The following is a 24,312-nucleotide window of genomic DNA, read 5'->3' as shown; positions in this document are numbered from 1 at the left end:
ATCGTTCAGGAACTGAGGAACTTTATCGGAAGGAGCGTCTGGCATCGGATAGCCAGGAGCAGGCATTCCCGTTTCGGCATCCGTCCAACGAAGCGCATTGAGCGAACGCTTCATTTCTAGACGCATTTCGGGTGTGTTACTGTCGAAATATCCTTTGCTAAAGACGCGAGACATATCGTACATTACCATCGTCGCCACCGCCTTTATTCGCGTGTCGATAGCCGTAGCGTTCAGGGCAAATCCGCCCCAACCGCAGATGCCAATAAGCCCTATTTTTTCTCTGTCCACAAAGGGTTGAAGCCCCAAGCAATCGACCGCAGCCGAAAAGTCTTCGGTATTGATGTCGGGTGAGGCTACATTGCGAGGTTCGCCACCGCTTTCGCCTGTATAAGAAGGGTCAAAAGCCAAGGTTACAAAACCTCTTTCCGCCATCATCTGGGCGTAAAATCCGGAGGCTTGCTCCTTTACCGCTCCGAATCCACCGCAAACGGCAAGAGCTGCAAGTTTCGTGTTCTCGCTGTTTTTCGGAAAGTACAAATCGCCGACAAGAACTATGCCGTAGCGATTTCTGAACGTTACTTTTTTATGTTCTACTTTATCACTTTTCGGGAAAATTTTGTCCCAACAATTATCGCATATGGATGTTTTTTTGTTTGTGTTCATATTGCTGAAATTTTAGTTTTATAATTAATTCATTTAAAATCATTTAATTCTTTCTTTTTCGTATTTTTCTCAAATACAATCCGATACACAGATATATCAGTAATGGAACTACTCCAAATGTTGGCGAAATGAGTAGCGTTTTGTCGGGTGGAATTGTTGCGAATCCTTCGGAAATTAGCGGATTGAGTGCGTCTTCCATCGTGTGCATTAAAATGACCACCCACAGCGAACGCGAAAGGAAAAAGACTTCGGTGTACATAATCGTCCAAACACCCACTACCACAAAGCCATAAATAAAAAGCCAAAGTCCACCATAAGGGAAAAATTGAGCCAGATAGCCGTCTTCCAAAAACACCAGATAATAAGGAGCGTGCCAAGTCTGCCAAACCAACGCTACCACCAGATAAATCAACCATTCGTTTTTGGTAAGTTGCTCCATTTTTAGGGTGAGATAGCCTCGCCAAACCGATTCTTCAAAGATATTTTTGATAAATTCGGGCAGAAAAACGGTTGCCAATATCGGTAAATAGGCTGTAAAACTAAACTTGCCCACATCTGCCCAGCCCAGCATTTGCCCTATACAAAGCGTTATACCGATAACCAACGGATAAACTGCAAAGGCAAATAAATACCAACGAGCGTTTTGCTTGAAATTCGGTTTCAGGGGAATGTCTTTCCAGCCATCTCCACCGAAGAGGCGAAGCAAAAGCATACACAAAAGTGGTGTGGCGATAAAAATCAATGCTCCGAGCGATTCCAAATTCGAGGGCTGACCAAGTAACTTATCCACCCCTACACCCACCCAACCGCAAGTGATAGCCACCAAGCTGAATAGGGCAACATTTCTGAAAGTTTTTGATTTGGTGTTCATATTGTTAAAGTGTTACATTGTTTTTTGAATGATATTTCATTTTAGGTATAGAAATGATATTATTTTAAAATATCCAAAATTTTCTCCTCATCATAAACAAACATTCCAACTGCTACCAGTGAAGCTATACCGTGAGCCAACATCCACGATTTAGCGATAATGTTCTTCACGCCTTCGTCGGATAATTGTCGGTATTCTTCTGAATTTTTCATTATGTCCACTACTTGCTGACTTTCCGGAAAAATATCTGTAAGTTTTATATTCATAATATTATCCATATAGAAAGCCTTAAATAAAGCAGGTTCTATATGAGCCATTTGCACATATCCCAATCCTAAATCAAGGAAAGAGTTTCCTGTTTTTGAATAGCCTAACATTGTGTTTTGTAAGTGAATAAGAGCTTTTTGGCAGACTTCGGCTTTGAGGTCGTCCATATTTTTGTATGTCCAATAAATGGGCTGTGTTGAACAACCGATTTTTTTGGCAATGTTTCGGGCAGAAAGCACCTCAAACCCTTCTTTTCGAACCATTTCAAAGGCAGTTTCAATGATAATTTCTTTCGTTATTGTCGTTGTTTTAGGCATAATATTATTTTATAACATACATTATATAACTATTGTTATATTTTATTGCAAAGGTAATATGTTTTTTTGAATAGACAAATTTTAAAAGAAAAAGGAACGAAATTACTCGTTCCTTTAATCTTGAAATCTTATAAGTTATGTTATCTCTAAACCAAAAAACGCCCCGATTGGAGCGTTTTTATATCTTTTTTAATTATCTAATAAATTCCTAAATTACACGATATTGGTTTTTACAAGAAAATTGATTATCATTCAGGTTCTGTGTAGGTTACTATATCAATACCGATGCCATTGGGGTCTTTGATAGCGAAATGGCGGTCGCCCCAAGGCTCATTTCGTAGCTCCATTTCAATAGGAACGCTTTTGTTTTTCAGTTCTTTATAAACCTCATCTACATTTTCGACTTCAATCACTGAATAACAATTGATTTTCAAATATTTGACATTTTGATGTGTCATTATTTGATAATATTCTGGGCTAAAAAAAGCACTTTCTTCCAGTATGATAAGCAACGTTTGATTTTGTTTTTTCATCGTGTTTTTTTAGGAAAGACAAACTTAATAATAAATTTTATTATTGTTTTGGACTTGGACAATATACCTTTGGTGGTGTTAAGCTGTGAAGCGTATCTACCAAACGTTATTCTACTTCATCAATAGTAATACCTCCTTTTTGACGACTGACCTTTAAACTTTCTTGAAAAATGCAAAATCTTATCAAATGCCTCACTTCATCTTTCGGATTAAACTCAAATCAAAAAGAGCTAAAAAGCTGAAATACAGTGTTCCCAATGCAATCGCTGTATGAGGAAAATCTAAAAAAAGTCCACCGTGTTTTTTGGCATCTAAGTAACTTTGGGATTTGCGAAATCCTTCATCTAAGGCAAATTCTGGGACAATATTTTGCCCAAAAGCGACAAACATCGCAAGAAAAAAATACAGCATTACTGCGACGACAGATTGAGCCATTACTCTTTGTTGTACAGCTTCACTGGTGTTAAAAAATGCAAAACGCATTCGGTTAAACACGGTAACGCAATAAAGCGTAGTAATCGTCCAATCCGAAAACCCCATAATACTCTGAAAAGAATAGGCAAACAAGCCATATACAGGGAAAAATATAAACAAACTGATGCGTGCAGAAAACGCCACCATAAACACACCTGAATGTACCATTATAAACTCAAATGCCATTAAAAGACTGAATTTAAATACTTTATCAGCGTCCAAAGGCGTGGCGGAAAACCACAAACTTCCGTAATAAAATGCCATCAACACCAAATTCAAAAATCCAAAATACTCAAAAGGCTTGTCCCAACGCTCTATCACACTGATTTTTGAGTTTTCTTTTTTGGTTCTTTTTCGTGTCATTTTTTATTTTTTTGGCAAAAATAGGAGATTTTATTTATTTTTCACAAATTACGAAAAACAAGGAAGAATTATACCTCCTTATATTAACCATTTAGCATTGAGAATTATCCCTCCCATTCTTCTGGTTCGTTTTCGTTTACCCACCAACGGTTGAAAAACGCAGTTTTTGTCTTGTTGTGCATCATAGGTGTTACTTCGCAAGGACAAAAATAGTAATTCCTTTGAAACGAATACGATAATCTGAAAAAACAGAAAGTGCATAACCCACAAACCTATCCTTTTTGGGGAATAATGTAAGCCATATCTTTGCTCTGTTTTCTTTTTGCAAAGACAGTAAAAACATTCGGAAATACAAATGTTTCTAGTTGTTGTATCTTGTTGATTTATTGATATATAAAAGAATTATGGATAAAAAAATAAAACGATATACGAATATTATATGTGTAGAATAAACGAAATTGCGTATATTTGCGTGTTACCTGCAAGCGTAAAGACAGACCGTGCAACCCTGACAGTAACGGTCAGACAAACAAGAGAAGCGTAAACCATTTTGACAGATAAACAAAGACATACAGACCATATTACAAACGGACAAGAACTAAGCCGACACACCTTGCCGACCCTTCTGTATTTTTTCTTTTCCCTACCGCACATTTTTTTATTCAATTTTTTGCCACCGCACAATGGCACATTGGCTTTTGCCCCGACACACAAAAGCCCACGCTTCGGCAAAATCCAAAGAGCCATTTTTTCCCAACGCTTTTTTAACTTTGCATTTATAAACATCTATATAGAGAACACTATGCTATCAACAGAGAAAACATTATCAGAAGTAATAGAAATACTAAGACAACGTGGTTATACAGAAGACTTTAACTTGTTGGAAGAAAACATATCTTACAAAAAAGGAGGCGAAAAAGTTGATTTGAACGACATCGTTATTGACAAAATATATCGTTTTACAGGACAAAACGACTTGGAAGACGAAGCCATTTTATACGCAATGACAAATCAAAAAGACGGAGCTAAAGGCGTATTTGTCAATGGGTATGGAACTTACACAGACTCAGGGGCAAACGCTGTTATCAGTAAGATAACCGTTAATGAAAATGATAATGACGATTGGACAATAAAATAATGAATTATACTAACTTTGCAGCGTGAAATATTTCTCCTTCATATTAGCCCTTTATGTTTTGTTGCTGACAGCAGCACCAAACTTGGTGGAGGACAATTGTTTTCAGGAGCAAACAACCGAACAATCACAAGACAATCAAAGTGACAAAGATTGTAGCGATTGTTGTTCACCATTTATGAGTTGCAATACCTGTTTGGGTTTTACTTTTCCAATAGCAAAATTTTCAATACACTCTATCCTCACTTATTCAGACAAAAAAGTTTCTATTTACAAGGAAAATACAACGTCTGACTTTTTCTCTTCCATTTGGAAACCGCCCAAGATTAGTTAATGTTTCCGTGCCTTCGGCACAATAACAAATTGGGGTGCTACGCATCGTCAATTCTTATTTTTCAAACATTAATAATCATTTAGGCAATGAAGTTTAAAATCATTTTGCTACTAATGGTAGCATTCAACATAAATACCGTATTCGGACAGAATACATTTAAAGCGGTCATAAAAGACAGCGAAACAAAAGAACCGTTAATCGGTGCGACAGCTATTTTATCAGAAACGGCAACAGGAGCAACCGCAGACATTAACGGAATGATAACCTTAACCAATATCCCAAACGGAAAGCAGATAATTGAATTTCGTTACATCGGTTATGAAACAAGAAAAGACACGTTTGATTTTCCGTTGACAACATCAAACCTGATAGAGATTTTTCTCAAATCAAATGCAAACGAATTGGACGAAATTGTGATTTCATCTACCCGAAGTTCCAGAACCATAAAGGACATTCCGACAAGAATTGAATTTATTGGAGGGGAAGAATTAGACGAAAAAGGCAATATGAAAGCAGGGGATATTCGTATGCTTTTAAGTGAAAGCACAGGCATACAAACGCAGCAAACTTCCGCAACATCTGCCAATGCTTCTATTCGTATTCAGGGACTTGACGGACGATATACTCAAATTCTTAAAGACGGATTTCCACTATATGCAGGAGCAGCAAGCGGTTTAGGACTTTTGCAAACGCCACCGCTTGACTTAAAGCAAGTAGAAATTATTAAAGGTTCTTCATCTACACTTTACGGAGGAGGAGCGATAGCAGGATTGGTAAACCTTATTTCCAAAACACCGACAGATGAAAAAGAATTACGTTTTCATTTAAACGGAAGTTCGGGCAGAGGTTTTGACATTAACGGTTTTTACGGACAGCGATTTAACAAAATTGGAACAACAATATTTGCAGCACACAACCGCAATTGGGCTTACAACCCTGCCAATATTGATTTTACAGCAATTCCAAAATTTGACAGGTATGTTTTCAATCCCAAGTTATTTGTTTATTTCAGCGACAAAACAAAACTGAATGTTGGAATAAACACAGCTATTGAAAACCGTATCGGTGGCGACATACATTTTATACAAGGAAAAGGAGACACTATCCACAGCTATTTTGAAGAAAACAAAACACAACGCTATTCCACGCAATTGTCTTTTGACCATAAATTTAATGACAAAAGTTTCTTCAATTTTAAAAACAGCGTAAGTTATTTTAACAGGATAATCAATATTCCGAATTATAGCTTTGACGGCACACAAACAGCCACATTCAGCGAAGCAAGCTATACCAATGTTCGGGAAAAAACAGAATGGGTTGCAGGTGTAAATCTTTGGTCGGATAACTTTCAGGAAAAGCAGACAGACACTTTTCCGTTGAGAAATTACGACCAAATTACTTTTGGTGCATTTGCTCAAAATTCGTGGAAAGCAACCAAGTGGCTCAATCTTGAAACAGGTTTCAGAGCCGACTATGTTATTGATTATGGTATTGCCTTGCTGCCAAGAGTTTCAGCATTATTCAAAATAACCGACAAATTTTCTTCACGGCTTGGCGGTGGCTTTGGCTATAAAACGCCAACCATATTTACAGAGGAAAGCGAACGCATACAATACCAAAATGTAATGCCCATTGATAAAAACATCAACAAATTGGAACGCAGTTACGGAGGAAATTTTGATTTTAATTATCGCACCGTATTTGGCGAAAAAGTAACGTTCAGTATCAACCAACTTTTTTTCTATACCTATTTGAATAACCCTTTGTTGCTTGAATCTCAAACAGGCGGATTATACCAATTTATCAATTCGACAGGACACATTGATACAAGAGGAACAGAAACAAATATCAAAATCGGTTATGATGATTTTAAATTGTTTTTGGGCTACACCTTTACCGATACCCGATTGATTGAAAACGGAACAAATACCGAAAATCCACTAACACCAAAACATCGCATTAACTCTGTACTTATGTATGAAATAGAGGATAAATGGAAAATCGGTTTGGAAGCCTATTATTTTAGTCAGCAAAAACTTAATGACGGAACAACAGGAAAAGACTATGTTATATGTGGCTTTATGGCTGAAAAAATTTGGGAACGGTTTTCTTTGTACATCAACTTTGAAAACTTCCTTGATACAAGACAGACACGTTTTGACAACATTTATACAGGCACAATAACCAACCCTGTTTTTAGAGATATTTATGCACCATTGGACGGATTTGTAATTAACGGTGGAATAAAATTTAGACTTTAAGAAGATGAATAAAACCATATTCAATATAACAAAAATGGATTGCCCAAGTGAGGAGCAATTAATCCGTATGAAATTGCAAGACTTCGATACGGTAAAGTCATTGGAGTTTGATATTCCCAATAGAAAATTGAATGTTTATCATAGTGGAACCCCAGAGCCGATTTTTTCGGCTTTGGAAACCTTGAACCTAAATACAACGTTGATTTCAACCGAAGAAACTAACATAGTTGTTGAAACAGATACAAGCAATAGCCAACGTAAACTACTATGGACGGTATTGATTATCAATTTCGTTTTCTTTGGATTAGAAATGTTGTTCGGTATTTTTTCCAACTCAATGGGATTGGTAGCGGATAGCTTGGATATGCTTGCGGACAGTATTGTTTATGCTTTGGCATTGTTTGCTGTTGGGGGTACGATTGCAAGAAAAAATAACATCGCCAAATTTGCAGGTTACTTTCAAATCCTGTTAGCCGTTATCGGTTTTGTTGAAGTTATCAGACGTTTTATCGGAATAGAAGCGATGCCCGATTTCAAAACAATGATTTTTGTTTCTGTTTTGGCATTGATAGCAAACGTACTTTGTCTTTACCTGTTGCAAAAGAACAAAAGCAAAGAAGCACATATGCAGGCTTCGATGATTTTCACGTCAAACGATGTTATAATCAATTCGGGAGTTATCGTTGCGGGAATTTTGGTCAATTGGTTAAACTCGAGTTATCCCGATTTGATTATCGGAGCTATTGTATTTGTAGTTGTGGCAAGAGGAGCGTATAGGATATTGAAATTGGCGAAATGAAACCGAAAGAACGCCAGCAGGTAACATCGGTTTTGCAAAAGAGCGGGTTAAGTGCAAAATTCAACGACAGTAATTATATCACCGCATAAGCCATTTTTATTTCCTTTTTTTGTAATTTAGCAAATAGAAAATGGCTTACGCTACGGTAGTGCTAAACTGAACTTTTGTGCTTCTATTTCCGCTCCTTCGCAAAGCCGTTTCCCGTTAGCGGGCATTGTAAAACGACAATTAAAATATGGTAACAGACAGAAAAGTAATTTTATACATCGCATCAAGTTTAGACGGTTACATTGCAAAACCAAATGACGGCCTTAGTTTTTTATCAATCGTTCAACAGGACGGTGAAGATTACGGTTATGCAGACTTTGTGAAATCGGTAGACACAGTAATACTTGGGAGAAAGACTTACGACTGGGTAATGACACAAGTTCCCGAGTTTCCTCACGCTGACAAAAATTCCTTTATCATAACACGGACATCAAGACCAAGTGTTGGTAAGACAAGCTTTTACACGGACAATCTGAAAGACCTCATTTTAAGGCTAAAAAGTGAGCAGGGAAAAAACATTTTCATTGACGGTGGAGCGGAAATCGTAAACGAACTTTTAAAAGAAAATTTAATTGACGAATTTATCATTTCCATTATTCCAATTTTAGTTGGTAGCGGGACAAAACTCTTCAAAGACGGACGACCTGAACAAAAATTGGAACTCATCTCAACAAAACAATTTGACAAAGGACTAACTCAACTTCATTACAAGCGTGCAGACAATTGACCGACATAACGACGGACGACAAAAAGCCCGAACCGCTAACATCGGTTTTGCAATAGCGGGGTTGAAAGTTCAAAATTGGATATTTATGCTCCAAAACCCAACGCCAAGCCCCAAACCGTTGGGCGGTATATTATCCATTTTCATTTCGCTACGCTCCATTCAAAAGAGAGAAAATTAATCATCAAAATTGCACTTACTAATGGAATTTAAGAAATATACCTTCTTATATTAACCATTTAGCATTTAGACTTATCCCTCCCATTCTTCCGGTTCGTGTTCGTTTACCCACCAACGGAAACCGCTAATACCTTTTATTTTCAATCGCTCAATGATTTCTGCTGTATGGTGTTGGGTATGCCGGATGCAGTTCAGATGCAATTCAAAACGCGAAACTGGATACCATTCATATCCCGAATCCGCTTCAAAAGGCAGAGCTTCAATCCGTTGTAGCAAGTTTTCATTCAGCTCATCAATAAACGAAAACAATTCTTCTTTGGTATGAAATCCCTCTACCACCACACCTGCATCAGGATTTTCCCATTCTTGCGAACCTCCAAGACTCTCTGCCCCTCTGATGGCTTTTTCAAAGGGTACAAAACTGGCGTCATTTGCCCCTAAATAATATTGTATTGCGGCAATGCAATGATAGGCAATTTGCCAATTCGGATTGTTGTACTCATCCGTATTCCATTGGTCTTCAGGAACTTTTTCCAAAGTTTTACGTAGCATTCCAAGGCTTGCTTTATACTGCGAAGCCAAAATCTCTGCGATTTTTTTGTTGTTCATTTTATTCTGATTTTTAGATTGTTACTATTTTGTTGTGGGCTACATATCAAGACCGTAGCCTTTTGAAAAAGGAATTTTTACTGTTTCGTTGGCAAAAATACGATGGTGTTGAACAACCAATTTGCTTGGCAATGTTTCGGGCAGAAAGCACAGCAAACCCTTCTTTTCGAACCATTTCAAAGGCTGTTTCAATGATAATTTCTTTTGTTATTGTCGTTGTTTTAGGCATAATATTATTTTATAACATATATTATATAACCATTGTTATATTTTATTACAAAAGTAATATGTTTTTTTGAATAGACAAATTTTAAAAGAAAAAAGAGCGAAATTTTCTTCCTTTAATCACAAAAAAAAGAAGCCGTCTTTTTCGGACAGCTTCTCTCCTCTTTTTTATCAGTCATCCAGTAGTACTAGAAAGTCCTACTGAACTAAAAAACTATGAAAGTCCTGTAATGATTCCATTGTCGTCTATGTCCATACCTTCTGCCGCAGGAACGCTTGGTAGCCCTGGCATACGCATTGTATCGCCCAAAATAGGAATCACAAATCCTGCCCCTGAAGCAAATTCAAACTCCCGAACCGTAACCTCGAAATCCGTTGGACGTGCTAATTTCTTATCATTATCACTCAATGATTTCGGAGTTTTTACCATACAAACAGGCATTTTGTCGAAGCCTAATTTGTTAATATTATTGAGTTGCGTACGTGCCTTTGAAGTAAAATTCACGCTTTTAGCTCCATAAATTTCGGTTGCAATTTTAACAATTTTATCTTCAATGGAAATCGCATGGTCGTAAAGCGGTTTAAATTTACTTTCACCACTTTCTACAATCTCCACTACCGCTTGTGCCAGTTCTTTTGCCCCATTACCTCCTTCAGCAAATCCTTTACAAACAATTGCTTTCACTCCTTTTTGTTCACACACTTGTCTGATGAATTGAATTTCTTCATCACTGTCATTAGGGAAGAAATTAATTGCTACAACAGCTTTCAATCCAAATTTTTGCACGTTTTCAATGTGCTTTTCTAAGTTTCCGATACCTTTTTTTACTTTTTCAAGACTTGCTGTGGTATATTCTTCTTTCATTGCTCCTCCATGATGGCGTAACGCCCTAACAGTTGCAACAATAACAGCTGCATCAGGAGCAAGTCCAGCAGACACACATTTGATATTCATGAATTTCTCTGCTCCTAAATCAGCTCCAAAACCGGCTTCCGTTATAGTATATTCAGCTAAGGACATTCCCATTTTGGTAGCTAATACTGTATTGGTTCCTTGAGCAATACTTGCGAAAGGTCCTCCATGCAAAATGGCAGGATTATTTTCTAAAGTTTGAACTAAATTAGGTTTTATCGCATCTTTCAACAGTAATGCCATAGCTCCTACTACTTTCAAATCACGAGCAAAAACAGGTGTGCCATCGATTTTTTTACCGATGTAGATGTTTCCAATACGCTTCTTTAAATCCGAAAAACTTTCTGACAAACAAAGGATTGCCATTATCTCAGAGGCAGGAGTGATGTTAAACCCATCTTCACGAGGCACTCCGTTGGCACTACCTCCCAAGCCGATGACAACCTGACGTAATGCACGGTCGTTCATATCCATCACACGCTTCCAAACAACTGTACGTGGATCAATACCAATGGAATGTGTTTTACTTTGTATATTATTATCAATCACTGCTGAAAGCAAATTATTTGCTTTTTCAATTGCTGAAAAGTCGCCTGTGAAATGCAGATTGATATCCTCCATTGGCACTACTTGTGAATACCCTCCTCCTGCGGCACCTCCTTTAATTCCAAAAACAGGCCCTAAAGAAGGTTCACGAAGCACTGCAATGGCTTTTTTACCGATTTTGTTCAACCCTTCAGTAAGACCGATGCTAGTAGTAGTTTTCCCTTCACCTGCAGGTGTTGGAGTGATAGCCGTTACTAACACTAATTTATTCTTCTTAAGTTTTTCATTATCAATTAGATGTAGAGGTAACTTAGCTTTGTACTTTCCGTACAGTTCCAAGTCATCTTCACTAACATTTAATTTTTTGGCAACTTCTTTAATAGGAAGCATTTTTGCATTTTGTGCAATTTCTAAATCCGTTGGAAAACTCATAATATATAGCTATTTATTTGGTTAAAAATAATATAAAATTAATGAGTTCCAAAGGTACGAAATTATTTTTGATAATCAAGAATACAAATAGCAGATGATTTTCTTAAGGAAAAGATTTTAGTTTTTATATGGGATTCATGAGTATTTTTTTATCTTTGTCGCCAATTTTACATCTATAATAAAATCAATACATTCTATGGAAATTTTGTTGATTGCTGTGTTTTTTATCGGCTATTTTTTTATCACTATTGAGCATCAGGTGAAGATTGACAAAACCATCTCAGCTCTAGGGATGGCATCGATTTGTTGGGCTATTTTAAAAATGGGAGGACTCACTGTCTATGAAATCGAAGATCAAGCCCTTCACGCTATTAACCCTACAAACAACGACTTAGCTATTGACAACATTTTGTTACATCATTTGGGAAAAATAGCTGAAATTCTCTTTTTTCTTATCGGAGCAATGACTATCGTTGAGGTAATCGATATGCACCGAGGCTTTGAAATTATAAAAAAAATCATCAAAACACGTAGAAAAAAACGCTTACTTTGGATTGTCGGGATTATCGCTTTTTTCCTTTCCGCATTGATTGATAATTTGACAACAGTCATCGTTTTGGTTACAATTATGCGTAAATTAGTACCATTCAAAACTGAACGCATTTGGTACATTTCACTCATTGTGATTGCTGCTAATGCAGGAGGAGCATGGTCACCTATAGGAGATGTAACTACGACGATGCTTTGGATGGCAAATAAAGTGACTGCAGCTAAACTCACAGAATATGTGTTACTTCCCTCTATTATATGCTTTGTTGTCCCTTTTGCTATCGCATCATTCTTACCCGTTTTCCAAGGGCGATTGGACATTCCGCGGTCTGACAAGACACAGGCTTTTAAAAGTAGTACTCCAGTGTTGATTATTGGTTTTGCGTCCATTATTTTTGTACCTGTATTCAAATCCGTTACGGGTCTACCTCCTTACATCGGGATGCTTTTTGCTTTAGCAACCATGTGGTTTTTCTCCGAGCTGTTGAAACCTATTAAAGAATTAAACGAAGATGCAGCTGTTTCATTTTCAACACACAGAGCTTTGTCGCGTATTGAAATATCAAGTATTTTATTTTTCTTAGGTATTTTATTAGGAGTTGCCGCTTTGGAATCCGTGGGTATTTTATTCAACTTTGCAAATGTATTAAACGAAGCGGTTCCAAATCAGAATATTGTAGTGGCTCTTCTTGGAATGGGATCATCAGTGATTGACAACGTACCGTTAGTAGCAGCAAGTATTGGGATGTTCCAAGAGCCTGTGGATAGTGCTTTGTGGCATTTTATTGCTTTTGCAGCTGGAACAGGAGGAAGTTTACTCATAATCGGATCGGCGGCAGGAGTGGCTGCTATGGGAATGGAAAAAATAGACTTTTTTTGGTACTTGAAAAACATCCTGTGGTTGGCTTTCTTAGGTTTTATTGCTGGGTTTTTATCCCTCATCGTGTTAGAGAGTTTTCATGTGTTCGAATAAAATCCGACTAAAGAAGTAAATATACACCACCCGAAAAGTTTTGTTTGTTCATCACGATTAGTGTGTCACTTTCGAAGAATACGAAGTATTTCAGTGCCGAATCTGTCTAAAACAAAACTTTTCGGATTTTTATCACAAAACTAATAAATTACACCCCCTAATATCTGAATTATCGAACCTTCCCAACACTTCAAAATCTGTGTCAGAAAGGCGTCTGCCTAAATCCTGTGTAGCAATAAAACTACACGATTGTAAATTTGCTAAATCAATTACATTAATCCCACCCGTTTTTTTATTAGGTTGAAAAGAAAGAGCATCGTTAGTATCTCGAATTAAAATCTTCATCCAAGGTACGGTTTTAAAAATGCCATTCCCGTAGGAATAACCTTGTGAAAGTAATTCCGTCATACCATATTCTGAATGAATAGCTTGAACACCAAATCCATTACATAAAATATGATGTAGTTCCTCCCTTATCAACTCTTTACGACGCCCTTTCATGCCTCCCGTTTCCATAATGATGGTATTTTTTAATGAAAACGAATGTTTTTCGACCATATCCAGTAGCGCAAAGGATACTCCGATGAGTAATATTTTTTTTCCTGCCTCATCCAATGCTTTTAGCAGGTTAGCTAAAGATTGTAACTCATTCAAATAGAAACCACTGTTAGGATTGTTTGATTGCTGAATTAAATCTTCTACCATGTAAATGAGAGAAGAACCAGTTCGTTCTAAGTACGAAGGAAGCAAAGCCAAAATCACATACTCGGATGGATTACCATAAAACAACTCAAACCCCTTTCGGAAACTTTTTTCGTAAACGCTCAATTTTTTTACATAATGTTTTGATGTTAGCATCCCTGTGGTGCCACTACTTGTAAAAATCTGTTGTTCAGAATCTTGTCCGCAAAAAACACGATGTGATTTAAAAAACTCTATCGGCAAGAAAGGAATTTCAAATAGAGAGCGTACATTTTTAGGTGTTTTTTTTAAATAGGTGCAAAAATCTTGATATACTAAGTTGTGATTAAACTGATACTCAAAGACTTCCAAGCTTATATTTTCGAAATCTATCTCGTTATTGATAGAAAAAATACGATCTTCTAAGGACATTTTGTGATGCACGATTGTTTTACAAAACGCGAAGTTACGAAAAAAATGTAGAAAATAATGGATAAACATTTTTGTATTCTTTATGTTTTTTTGCTAACTTTGATACCATAAAACTCAAAACTTTAAAGACATGGCTAAAACATATCAAACAATGGGTGAATTCATCATCCAAAATCAAAAAGATTTTCAATATTCTACAGGAGAGTTGACTCGACTTTTGAGTTCCATCCGCTTGGCTTCAAAAGTTGTGAATCGTGAGGTGAACAAAGCAGGTTTGGTGGAGGATATTTTGGGCGACATGGGTGAGGAAAATATACAAGGCGAAGTACAAAAAAAACTAGATGTATTTGCCAACGAAATTTTTATCAAAGCCCTAACACAGCGTGAAGTAGTTTGTGGAATTGCTTCGGAAGAAAACGAATTTTTTATTTCAGTAGAACCCTCTCAAAACAGCCATTTGAGTAAATATGTAGTGCTGATTGACCCTCTTGATGGCTCCAGTAACTCTGATGTGAACGTAACTGTCGGAACGATATTTTCTATTTATCGTCGTGTGACTCCTGAAGGTACGCCTGTGCAGTTGGAAGATTTTTTGCAACCAGGAAATAGACAAGTAGCCGCAGGTTATATCATTTATGGACTTTCTACAATGATGGTGTACACAACTGGTAGAGGAGTTAATGGTTTTACACTCGATCCTTCCATCGGAACGTACTATCTTTCGCATCCAAATATGCAATTCCCTAAAGATGGATCTATTTATTCCATTAATGAAGGGAACTATGTACATTTTCCTCAGGGAGTTAAAGACTATATAAAATATTGCCAAGAATTGGAAGGTGACCGACCTTATACCTCTCGTTACATAGGTTCGTTAGTTTCTGACTTTCACAGAAACATGCTTAAAGGTGGAATCTATATCTATCCGTCGGGAACACGTACTCCTCACGGAAAATTGCGATTACTTTACGAATGTAACCCTATCGCTTTCCTTACCGAACAAGCAGGAGGCAAAGCTTCTGATGGGTATCGACGCATTATGGACATTCAAGCAGACCACTTACATCAGCGAGTGCCATTTTTTTGTGGCTCGGTGAATATGGTTGAAAAAGCCGAAGAATTTATGGCGAAATATCCGAGAGAATGATTTAATTTTGGGGTTAATAAGTTAGACATTTCTTTCAAATAGAACTTATTCGGAGAAAATCCGTACTTTTGCTCCTCAAAATATATCAAAAATGGACGCTACAACCTTATTTTATCTAATACTGGCTATATTTATTGCCGAACATTTGTTAGACGAATGGATTTCAACATTAAATGCTCGAAAATTTAGAGATCCGATTCCAGAGGTGTTAGCGGATGTTTATGACACTAAATCATACGAAAAATCGCAAAACTACAAGTTTGAGGGACATCGTTTTTCAACCTTTTCCTCGTGGTTGTCGTTTGCTCTGACTTTGGTGGTTTTGAGTCTTGATGGTTTTGCCTTTTTAGATGGTTTTCTACGTCAATATTTTGAAAATGAAATAGTTATTTCTTTATTGTTTTTCGGAATACTGATGCTGATTAGCAACTTAATAGCTTTGCCATTTGAGTATTATGCTACCTTTGTTATTGAAGAAAAGTATGGCTTTAATAAAAGCACACGTACCTTATTTTTTACGGACTTTTTGAAGGGACAGGCTCTGACTCTATTTATTGGCGGAGGGATATTGGCTTTAGTGGTGTGGTTTTACCTTTGGGTGGGTACATATTTTTGGATTTATACTTGGTTGTTAGTCAGTGGTTTTTCGGTAGCGATGGCGTTTCTATATACTCGATTGATAGTCCCTTTGTTCAACAAACAGACCCCCTTGGAGGCGGGTGAATTGCGTGATGCCATTGAAGAATATGCAAAAAAGGTTGGTTTTCAGCTGAAAAGCATCTATGTGATTGACGGTTCAAAACGTTCGACCAAAGCAAATGCTTATTTCTCAGGGTTCGGAAAGACAAAACAAATCACTCTTTACGACACTCTCATCAAAGACCTTACTACAGATGAAATTGTTGCTGTTTTAGCTCATGAAGTTGGACATTACAAACATAAACACATTCTTTTCAATATATTAGAATCGACAATTCTAACAGGGGTAACGCTTTACGTGTTGTCTTTAGCTATTGAAAATTCTATTTTTTCGGAAGCTTTAGGAGTGCAAACGCATAGTTTCCATGTCGGTTTGTTAGCTTTTGGATTGCTTTACAGCCCTATTTCAACAGTTACGGGTTTGATTTCTAACTACATATCTCGAAAATTCGAATATCAAGCAGATGAATACGCCAAAACGACTATGGGTACGGCAGAGCACTTGGTCACTGCTTTGAAAAAATTGTCTCGTAACAGCCTTAGTAATCTGACTCCACATTCATGGAACGTGTTTTTAAATTATTCACATCCAACACTTTATCAACGCGTAATTCATTTACAAAAAGAAATGTAAAGATACTAGATACTTTTCAATGATTCCAAAAACTGCATTTGATTGCTTGAACGGATACTGAATTGATATTACATTTTACAGCAAATTTGATTGTATATCGCTAAAACTTGCGTATTTTTGCGTACTAAAATTAATCAAATAATGGCAAAAATACGAATCACCAAAAAGTTTGACTTTGAAGCTGGACATGCTCTTTATGGCTATGATGGCAAATGTAAAAACCTGCATGGACATAGCTACAAACTCCACGTTACTGTTATTGGAGAACCTATTACTAATCCATCCGATGTGAAATTTGGAATGGTTATTGACTTTGGCGATTTGAAAAAAATTGTAAAACGAGAGATTATCGATGTATTTGATCACGCCATGGTTTTTAATGGAAATTCTCCTCATTTAACTCTTGCTCAAGAACTTATAGATAAAGAACACCATATAATAACTGTAGATTATCAACCTACAAGTGAAAATTTGGTTGTCGATTTTGCAGAACGTATCAAAAAACATTTGCCAAGTAATGTTACGCTGTTTTCGTTGCGTTTACAGGAAACGGAGAGTTCGTATGCTGAATGGTTTGCTAACGACAATTTGTAAAATTTCTTCGCTATGGAAATCTCATTAGCAGGTGATAAAAAAATATACTTTGCATCGGATAATCACTTAGGAGCACCTAATTTTGTAGCAAGTCGTCCACGTGAAAAACGTTTCGTCCAATGGCTTGACCGAATCAAAACCGATGCAGGAGCTATCTTTCTCTTGGGAGACCTTTTTGATTTTTGGTTTGAATATGAAACAGTGGTTCCAAAGGGATTCGTCCGTACTTTGGGGAAATTAGCCGAGTTAAGTGACAGTGGCATTCCTATTTATTTTTTCGTGGGCAATCATGACCTTTGGATGGAAGATTATTTTCAAAATGAATTAGGAATACCTGTCTTTCACAAACCTTTAAGTTTTACCGCCAATGGGAAACGTTTTTTTGTAGGACATGGTGATGGATTGGGACCTGGAGACAAGGGATTCAAACGTATGAAAAAAGTGTTCACGAATCCTGTTGCCAAGTGGTTTTTCCGATGGTTACACCCTGATTTTGGAGTGCGATTAGCTCAGCATATGTCTGTTAAAAATAAATTAATTTCGGGGAATGAAGATGTCAAATTTTTAGGAGAAGACAGAGAATGGCTGGTGTTATACTGCAAACGTAAATTAGAAACCCAAGACTACGACTATTTTCTTTTCGGACATCGCCACTTACCTATGCAAATTCATCTTAATGATAAAGCAACTTACGTCAACACAGGTGATTGGATTCATCACTTCACTTATGCTGTATTTGATGGAAATAGTTTGCGTTTGGAAAAATGGGATGAGTAATTCTCGCTAAGATTGATTCTGGACTGAAGAACGATTTATCTGATTTGTTTGGTTCTTGAGTTTTCAATATTTCGTAGAATCACACATCTGAGCGTCTTACGATATAATCAGATTCAACTTTTCCTTTTCATGTTGATAACTAATCTTTGTGCTAATTTACTTTAATCAAGTATTTATTTAAACTCATCTTTTGACTGCGGGAACTGGAATCCTATTGACACATAGATTTTTACTCAAAAAAACTGAGGCTGTCCAAAAAGTCAAATTTTAGCAATTTCACAAAACTTAATCCATTGAAAATAAGTATTTTATTTTTAATATTTTGCTAAAAACAACCCTTTTCGGACAGCTTCAAGTCTTATATGTGAGAAATTATTTCTTTCGGAGTTCTCGTTCTTGTGCATCAACCACGGCCAAAGTTGCTAAATTGACCATTTCATCAACGCTTGAGCCCAAAGTAGTTACGTGAATCGGTTTACTAAGACCTAAAACGATAGGCCCAACGGTATCCAACCGTTGTATTTCTTTCAGCATTTTATAAACAATATTAGCTGACTCCAAGTTTGGGAATATCAACACGTTAGCTCCTTTTCCATTGTTTAGTTTTGAAAAGGGGAACGATTTAGCTAACTTCTCTGGATTGATAGCAAAATCGGCCTGAATTTCTCCATCAACAACCAAATCGGGATGATTTTTATGTAAATAAGCTACTGCCTCACGTACTTTTTGTGTACTTTTTGAACTGGCAGATCCGAAATTTGAATAAGAAAGCATAGCGATTGAAGGCTCTATACCAAACATTTTCACAGCCTTTGCAGTCATTAAAGTGATATTGGCCAAGTCTTCAGCGGAAGGATCAACATTAATAGTTGCATCAGAAATAAACAAAGGCCCTTGTTGAGTCATCATAATACTGGTTGCAGCAATGCGTTTCACTCCTTCCTCTTTCTCTACAAGTTCTAAAATTGGACGAATAGCCGATGGATACGATCGAGAATAGCCCGTTATCATTGCGTCAGCCTCCCCTGTATTGACCATCATTGCACCAAAGTAGTTGCGTTCACGCATTAATCGTTCTGCACTAACCAAAGTAACGCCACGTCGCTGATGTTTTTGCCAATAGACTTCTGAAAAGGCCTCTCTCCTTGATTTTTCAGTATCTGTTTTAGGGTCAATAATCATTACATCAGCAGTAAAGCCAACTTCTTCTTTGAGTTCGGTAATGATTTCTTTTCTTCCTAAAAGAATCGGAATTCCAATGCCGTCTTCATACAACCGTTGGGCAGTTTTCAACACTTCAATATGGTCGGCTTCAGGAAATACCACTCGTTTTGGATTTCGTTTGGCTCGGTCTTGTAATAATCTGATTTCCTTACTACCTTTACCTGAACGTTCGATAAGTTCCTCACGATAAGCATCCCAGTCCGTAATTGGTTTTAGTGCCACTCCTGATTCGATTGCCGCTTTAGCCACCGCTGGTGGAATTTCGTAAATCAATCGATAATCGAAAGGCTTAGGAATGATATAATTACGTCCAAAAGAAAGGTTTTCATTGCCATAAACTAGCGACACTTGATCGGGAACCGTTTTCTTTGCCATATCTGCCAGAGCATGAACAGCCGCCAATTTCATTTCCTCGTTGATTTTGGTGGCACGTACGTCCAAAGCCCCTCTGAAAATAAACGGAAATCCTAACACATTATTCACTTGGTTGGGAAAGTCAGAGCGTCCCGTTGCCATCAGAATGTCTTGACGCGTATTCACTGCTAATTGATAGTCAATTTCAGGAACAGGATTCGCCATGGCAAATACAATAGGATCTTTTGCCATTGACAACAACATTTCTGGACTCACTACATTTCCTTTTGATAATCCGATAAATACGTCTGAATCTTTCATTGCTTCTTCCAAGGTGTGGATATTTCTATCCGTAGCAAATTCTGCCTTTTGCTCTGTCAGATTAGGACTATCCTTACGGATAACACCTTTACTGTCACACATCACAATGTTTTTAGGATTTGCTCCTAAAGCAATGTAAAGTCTGGTACACGAAATGGCTGCTGCTCCCGCTCCATTGACTACAATCTTTACTTGATGAATATCTTTTTTAACAATTTCTAAAGCGTTTTTTAAGGCTGCTGCAGATATGATAGCTGTTCCATGTTGGTCGTCGTGCATTACCGGAATATCAAGTTCCTCTTTCAGTCGGCGTTCAATTTCGAAAGCCTCAGGAGCTTTAATATCCTCCAAATTAATACCTCCAAACGTAGGGGCAATGGCTTTGACCGTTTCCACGAATTTGTCAATATCAGTAGCATCTACTTCTATGTCAAATACATCAATGTCAGCAAAAATCTTGAATAACAAACCTTTACCTTCCATTACAGGTTTGGAGGCCTCAGGGCCAATGTCCCCCAGACCTAACACAGCAGTTCCATTGGAAATCACGGCAACTAAATTACTTTTTGAAGTATATTTATATACGTTTTGTTTATCCTTAGCAATTTCCAAACAAGGTTCTGCTACACCTGGGGAATATGCTAATGACAAATCGTGTTGCGAAGCATATTTTTTAGTAGGTACAATGGCTATTTTTCCAGGTTTGGGGAACTGATGATAGTCCAACGCCTCTTGTTTTTTTCTGTTATCTTTCATGTTTATGTTATAATAATAAATCAATAAAACTATCCGCAAAAGTAGAATGTTTTCAAATAATAAGCAATAATTTTTAGGAAAATATGAATTAGACGGTAAAATTCAACTTTTTTTAATTTTAAAAAATGTATCTTTGTAATCAAATAATAAAGTACCTGTAAAATCCATGTTATGAAGTTTATGTTTACATCCCTGATTTGCTTATTAACTTTTTATTCCTATGCTATTTCGGGTGTTAACCACTTACTACCTAAGCCTCAGCTAATAGAGATTAACAATTCATCTTTTTCTTTGCATAAAGTACGACTTTCTACACCCGTTTTGCAAACACAGTGGCAAAATTTCATCAAACAAATGGGAGGAACTACATCCGATAAGGCTAACAAACTCATTGAAGTAAAGCTTGTCAATGATATCCCTCAAGCTAGAGTCAACAAAGAAGAGGCTTATACATTATCGATCTCCAAAGACAAAATACTAATCGAATCGACCACGGAAAAAGGGGTGTACTGGGCTATGCAAACTCTACGACAACTGGCAACAAATAAAGGAGATATAACTGAATTTCAAGGTTGCTATATACTAGATTTCCCTGCTTTTCGTTTTCGTGGATTTATGCAAGACGTAGGGCGAACTTTTATCTCTTTGGAAGAATTAAAAAAAGAAATTTCCATACTTTCACAATACAAAATCAACGTTTTCCACTGGCACCTAACTGAGAACCAAGGGTGGCGATTAGAAAGTAAAAAACACCCCATTCTAAACCATCTTTCCAGCTATGAGCGTTCGCACGGGCAGTTTTACACTCTTGATGAAGCTAAAGAATTGGTTGAATTTTGCAAACAACACAATATGATACTGATCCCTGAAATTGACATGCCTGGGCATAGTTTGGCCTTTCGTAAAGCATTTAACCACGATATGCAATCAGAAGAAGGCACGAAAATTTTGAAAGAACTTTTGGATGAAATGCTACCTTATTTCGATGTGCCGTACTTTCACATTGGCACAGATGAGGTGGAATTCACAAATCCAAACTTTGTTCCCAACATGGTGCAATTCATTCGTGAACGAGGTAAAAAAGTAATCTCATGGAATCCTGGTTGGAACTACAAAGCAGGCAATATTGACATGACTCAATTGTGGAGCTACCGTGGAAAAGTACAAAAAGACATCCCTGCGATTGACTCTCGATTTCACTATCTCAATCACTTCGATGCTTTTGGTGATATAATCGCTTTGTACAACAGCCGTATTCTAAACGTTACCCAAGGAAGTGACAACTACGCAGGATGTATACTTGCTGTATGGAACGATCGCTTTATTCCTAATGAACGGGAAATACTGATTCAAAACAATTTTTACCCATCAATGTTAGCCTTGGCAGAACGCTCCTGGTTAGGCGGTGGCACAGAATATTTTGACAACAAAGGTACAATCCTATCATCAAAAAAAGATCTCAATTTCATAGCCTTTGCAGATTTCGAACGCCGAATGCTGTGGCATAAAAATAACTATTTTAACAACCTACCCTTTGCTTACGTAAAACAAACCCACATGGAATGGACCATCACAGATCCTTTCCCAAACGAAGGTGATTTAACAAGGTCTTTTCCTCCTGAAAAAGAACTGTCGAATAGCTATACCCATCAAGGCAAAACCTATTACACACAAAAAACAATCGGCGGAGGCATCTACTTAAGACATGTTTGGGGAAAAATCGTAAAGTCATTGTACGAAAATCCTCTACCGAATCATACGGCATATGCCTATACGCACGTATACTCTCCTAAAAGACAAAAAGTGGGACTTTGGATAAGCACTCAGAATTACAGTAGGTCAGAAAAAGATTTACCTCCACCACAAGGAAAATGGGACTACAAAGAAAGTCGTGTTTGGATAAACAATTCTGAAATACACCCACCTAATTGGCAGTCATCACACACCCAAAAATCTAATGAAACGCCATTGAGAAACGAGAATTTTGAGGTACGCCCTCCTATTCCCGTAATCCTTAAGAAAGGTTGGAACAAGATACTATTGAAACTCCCTATCGGGCATTTCTCAACTCCAGAAGTTCGTTTAGTGAAATGGCATTTTAATTTTGCTTTCGTGAGCTTGGACGGTAAAAACGAAATACAACAGCTCAGGTTCGATGCTGACAGAAAAACGCAATAACTATCATAATAAACAGAGCATACAAAACTAAAAAAACAGACACACAGAGTCGGAAATATGAAATACCTTTTAACAACAAGTCCCTTAATGTAAAAAATCAGCGATAAGATTAAAAACGATTGTTTTTTTGAGAAAAATTCGTACTTTTGTTTTTTATTTATTTTCTATGGAAATCATAAAAATACACGACAAATCATTTGAACCTTACATTGATGCGGCTCAAATACAGCAAATTATTCAACGAATGACTTCAGAAGTAGCTCGAGACATGGAAGATACAACTCCTGTATTTGTCTCTGTGCTTAACGGGGCATTTATGTTTGCATCCGATTTTGTACGTAACTACAAAGCAGATTGCGAAATAACGTTTGTAAAACTATCGTCCTACGAGGGAATGCACTCTACTGAGAAAGTACGTGAACTCATCGGTTTGGATATTTCAGTCGAAGGACGCGATGTGGTAGTATTGGAAGATATTATCGACACAGGAAATACACTCGAAGAAATCTATCGTATTTTCCACAATAAAGGCGTGAAATCTTTGCGCATTGCAACACTTTTCTTCAAACCTGATGCCTACAAAAAGAACTTGAAAATAGACTACGTTGGTATGCCTATTCCCAACCGATTTATCGTTGGCTACGGACTTGACTATGACGAATTAGGACGAAATTTACCTCATGTATATCAATTAAACACATCTTTGACAATGACAAATTTAGTTTTATTTGGAAAACCAGGAGCAGGAAAAGGTACACAAGCTACTTTCCTGAAAGAAAAATACAATTTGGTACACATCTCTACTGGAGACTTGTTCCGATACAACATCAAAAACGAAACTCCACTGGGCAAACTAGCACAATCGTATATGGACAAGGGAGATTTAGTACCCGACGAGGTAACCATACAGATGTTACAACAAGAAATTGATAGCAATCCAGATGCGAAAGGTTTTATTTTTGACGGATTTCCCCGCACCATTGCACAAGCAGAGGCTTTAGATGCATTCTTAACTTCCAAAGGAATTAAAATTCATGGAACATTAGCATTAGAAGCAGATGACGAAATTCTTATCCAACGCCTTGTTGAGCGAGGAAAGGTGAGCGGACGTACCGATGATCAAGATGAAAGTAAAATCAGAAATCGATTTGTAGAGTACAATCAAAAAACGGCTCCTCTGATTGAATTCTACAAAAAGCAAGGTAAATACCACGCCATCAATGGAATAGGAAGTATCGAAGAAATCACGAATCGACTTTCCGAAGCTATTGAAAATCTGGAAAAATAAAAACGAAAAGG

The 24,312-nt window shown here is 37.2% G+C and carries 21 protein-coding genes and 2 pseudogenes; 12 read left to right on the top strand and 11 right to left on the bottom strand.

Annotated elements, in window-relative coordinates:
- From CCAND38_RS08135 to CCAND38_RS11650, 6 genes and pseudogenes are all read right to left on the bottom strand, one after another.
- Positions 1–663: alpha/beta hydrolase (locus tag CCAND38_RS08135; protein WP_042344768.1), on the bottom strand; the 663-nt coding region annotated here is incomplete at its 3' end.
- A 43-nt stretch (positions 664–706) separates the two neighbouring features.
- Positions 707–1,534, bottom strand: coding sequence for a CPBP family intramembrane glutamic endopeptidase (locus CCAND38_RS08130; RefSeq protein WP_042344767.1), 828 nt, complete (start codon positions 1,532–1,534; stop codon positions 707–709).
- A gap of 59 nt (positions 1,535–1,593) precedes the next feature.
- Positions 1,594–2,118 carry a TetR/AcrR family transcriptional regulator gene (locus CCAND38_RS08125; protein ID WP_042344766.1) on the bottom strand — a complete coding sequence of 175 codons (525 nt, stop codon included), beginning with the start codon at positions 2,116–2,118 and terminating at the stop codon, positions 1,594–1,596.
- Between the two features lie 248 nt (positions 2,119–2,366).
- Positions 2,367–2,537: pseudogene (locus CCAND38_RS08120) on the bottom strand (VOC family protein); the annotation flags it as partial.
- 306 nt (positions 2,538–2,843) lie between these two features.
- A complete protein-coding gene (locus CCAND38_RS08115) occupies positions 2,844–3,488 on the bottom strand; it encodes a hypothetical protein (RefSeq protein ID WP_052458201.1) in 645 nt (214 codons plus the stop codon).
- Between the two features lie 78 nt (positions 3,489–3,566).
- Positions 3,567–3,749 carry a hypothetical protein gene (locus tag CCAND38_RS11650; protein WP_156129786.1) on the bottom strand — a complete coding sequence of 61 codons (183 nt, stop codon included), beginning with the start codon at positions 3,747–3,749 and terminating at the stop codon, positions 3,567–3,569.
- 289 nt (positions 3,750–4,038) lie between these two features.
- On the opposite strand from CCAND38_RS11650, the gene CCAND38_RS12100 reads away from it, so the two are divergent.
- The 5 genes from CCAND38_RS12100 (at position 4,039) to CCAND38_RS11645 (ending at position 8,970) form a co-directional block, all read left to right on the top strand.
- Positions 4,039–4,626, top strand: a complete 588-nt coding sequence (locus CCAND38_RS12100; RefSeq protein WP_231550020.1) for a hypothetical protein — start codon at positions 4,039–4,041, stop codon at positions 4,624–4,626.
- Between the two features lie 417 nt (positions 4,627–5,043).
- Positions 5,044–7,218, top strand: a complete 2,175-nt coding sequence (locus tag CCAND38_RS08095) for a TonB-dependent receptor (RefSeq protein ID WP_042344760.1) — start codon at positions 5,044–5,046, stop codon at positions 7,216–7,218.
- 4 nt (positions 7,219–7,222) lie between these two features.
- Positions 7,223–8,017, top strand: a complete 795-nt coding sequence (locus tag CCAND38_RS08090; protein WP_042344759.1) for a cation efflux transmembrane domain-containing protein — start codon at positions 7,223–7,225, stop codon at positions 8,015–8,017.
- Between the two features lie 235 nt (positions 8,018–8,252).
- A complete protein-coding gene (locus CCAND38_RS08085) occupies positions 8,253–8,792 on the top strand; it encodes a dihydrofolate reductase family protein (protein ID WP_042344758.1) in 540 nt (179 codons plus the stop codon).
- Positions 8,779–8,970 (top strand): hypothetical protein, encoded by a 192-nt coding sequence (locus CCAND38_RS11645; RefSeq protein WP_156127571.1) that lies wholly within the window; start codon positions 8,779–8,781, stop codon positions 8,968–8,970. Before CCAND38_RS08085 ends, CCAND38_RS11645 begins: the two co-directional genes overlap by 14 nt.
- A 71-nt stretch (positions 8,971–9,041) precedes the next feature.
- Here the strand turns inward: CCAND38_RS11645 and CCAND38_RS08080 are convergent, their stop codons facing one another.
- The 3 genes and pseudogenes from CCAND38_RS08080 to CCAND38_RS08070 form a co-directional block, all read right to left on the bottom strand.
- Positions 9,042–9,578 carry a DinB family protein gene (locus CCAND38_RS08080; protein WP_042344757.1) on the bottom strand — a complete coding sequence of 179 codons (537 nt, stop codon included), beginning with the start codon at positions 9,576–9,578 and terminating at the stop codon, positions 9,042–9,044.
- Between the two features lie 82 nt (positions 9,579–9,660).
- Positions 9,661–9,807, bottom strand: a pseudogene (locus tag CCAND38_RS11640) (TetR/AcrR family transcriptional regulator); the annotation flags it as partial.
- Positions 9,808–10,017: 210 nt separating this feature from the next.
- Positions 10,018–11,694 carry a formate--tetrahydrofolate ligase gene (locus tag CCAND38_RS08070; RefSeq protein ID WP_042344754.1) on the bottom strand — a complete coding sequence of 559 codons (1,677 nt, stop codon included), beginning with the start codon at positions 11,692–11,694 and terminating at the stop codon, positions 10,018–10,020.
- Positions 11,695–11,890: 196 nt separating this feature from the next.
- On the opposite strand from CCAND38_RS08070, the gene nhaD reads away from it, so the two are divergent.
- Positions 11,891–13,216, top strand: coding sequence for a sodium:proton antiporter NhaD (gene nhaD, locus CCAND38_RS08065; protein ID WP_042344753.1), 1,326 nt, complete (start codon positions 11,891–11,893; stop codon positions 13,214–13,216).
- A gap of 132 nt (positions 13,217–13,348) precedes the next feature.
- Here nhaD and CCAND38_RS08060 read toward each other — a convergent pair whose 3' ends face one another.
- The gene (locus CCAND38_RS08060) at positions 13,349–14,329 is read right to left on the bottom strand and encodes a LuxE/PaaK family acyltransferase (protein WP_042344751.1); all 981 of its coding nucleotides are present in this window, start codon (positions 14,327–14,329) and stop codon (positions 13,349–13,351) included.
- A 130-nt stretch (positions 14,330–14,459) separates the two neighbouring features.
- Between CCAND38_RS08060 and fbp the strand changes: the two genes are divergently transcribed.
- From fbp to CCAND38_RS08040, 4 genes are all read left to right on the top strand, one after another.
- On the top strand, positions 14,460–15,476 hold the full coding sequence (fbp, locus tag CCAND38_RS08055; RefSeq protein WP_042005879.1) for a class 1 fructose-bisphosphatase: 1,017 nt from the start codon (positions 14,460–14,462) through the stop codon (positions 15,474–15,476).
- A gap of 91 nt (positions 15,477–15,567) precedes the next feature.
- Complete coding sequence (locus tag CCAND38_RS08050) at positions 15,568–16,809, top strand: M48 family metallopeptidase (protein ID WP_042344750.1); 1,242 nt, start codon at positions 15,568–15,570, stop codon at positions 16,807–16,809.
- Positions 16,810–16,950: 141 nt separating this feature from the next.
- Positions 16,951–17,403 carry a 6-pyruvoyl trahydropterin synthase family protein gene (locus CCAND38_RS08045; protein ID WP_042005881.1) on the top strand — a complete coding sequence of 151 codons (453 nt, stop codon included), beginning with the start codon at positions 16,951–16,953 and terminating at the stop codon, positions 17,401–17,403.
- Positions 17,404–17,415: 12 nt separating this feature from the next.
- A complete protein-coding gene (locus CCAND38_RS08040) occupies positions 17,416–18,180 on the top strand; it encodes a UDP-2,3-diacylglucosamine diphosphatase (protein ID WP_042344748.1) in 765 nt (254 codons plus the stop codon).
- Positions 18,181–18,552: 372 nt separating this feature from the next.
- Here the strand turns inward: CCAND38_RS08040 and CCAND38_RS08035 are convergent, their stop codons facing one another.
- Positions 18,553–20,835, bottom strand: a complete 2,283-nt coding sequence (locus CCAND38_RS08035) for an NADP-dependent malic enzyme (RefSeq protein ID WP_042344747.1) — start codon at positions 20,833–20,835, stop codon at positions 18,553–18,555.
- Between the two features lie 171 nt (positions 20,836–21,006).
- On the opposite strand from CCAND38_RS08035, the gene CCAND38_RS08030 reads away from it, so the two are divergent.
- Entirely contained in the window at positions 21,007–23,013 is a 2,007-nt protein-coding gene (locus CCAND38_RS08030) for a family 20 glycosylhydrolase (protein WP_042344746.1), read from the top strand.
- A gap of 166 nt (positions 23,014–23,179) precedes the next feature.
- Positions 23,180–24,301, top strand: coding sequence for an adenylate kinase (locus CCAND38_RS11535; protein ID WP_082024978.1), 1,122 nt, complete (start codon positions 23,180–23,182; stop codon positions 24,299–24,301).
- The last annotated feature ends 11 nt before the right edge of the window (positions 24,302–24,312 follow it).

It is taken from the genome of Capnocytophaga canis (genome assembly GCF_000827555.1).
GTDB classification, from domain to species: domain Bacteria; phylum Bacteroidota; class Bacteroidia; order Flavobacteriales; family Flavobacteriaceae; genus Capnocytophaga; species Capnocytophaga canis.
This window is presented reverse-complemented; position numbering and strand designations above follow the sequence as displayed.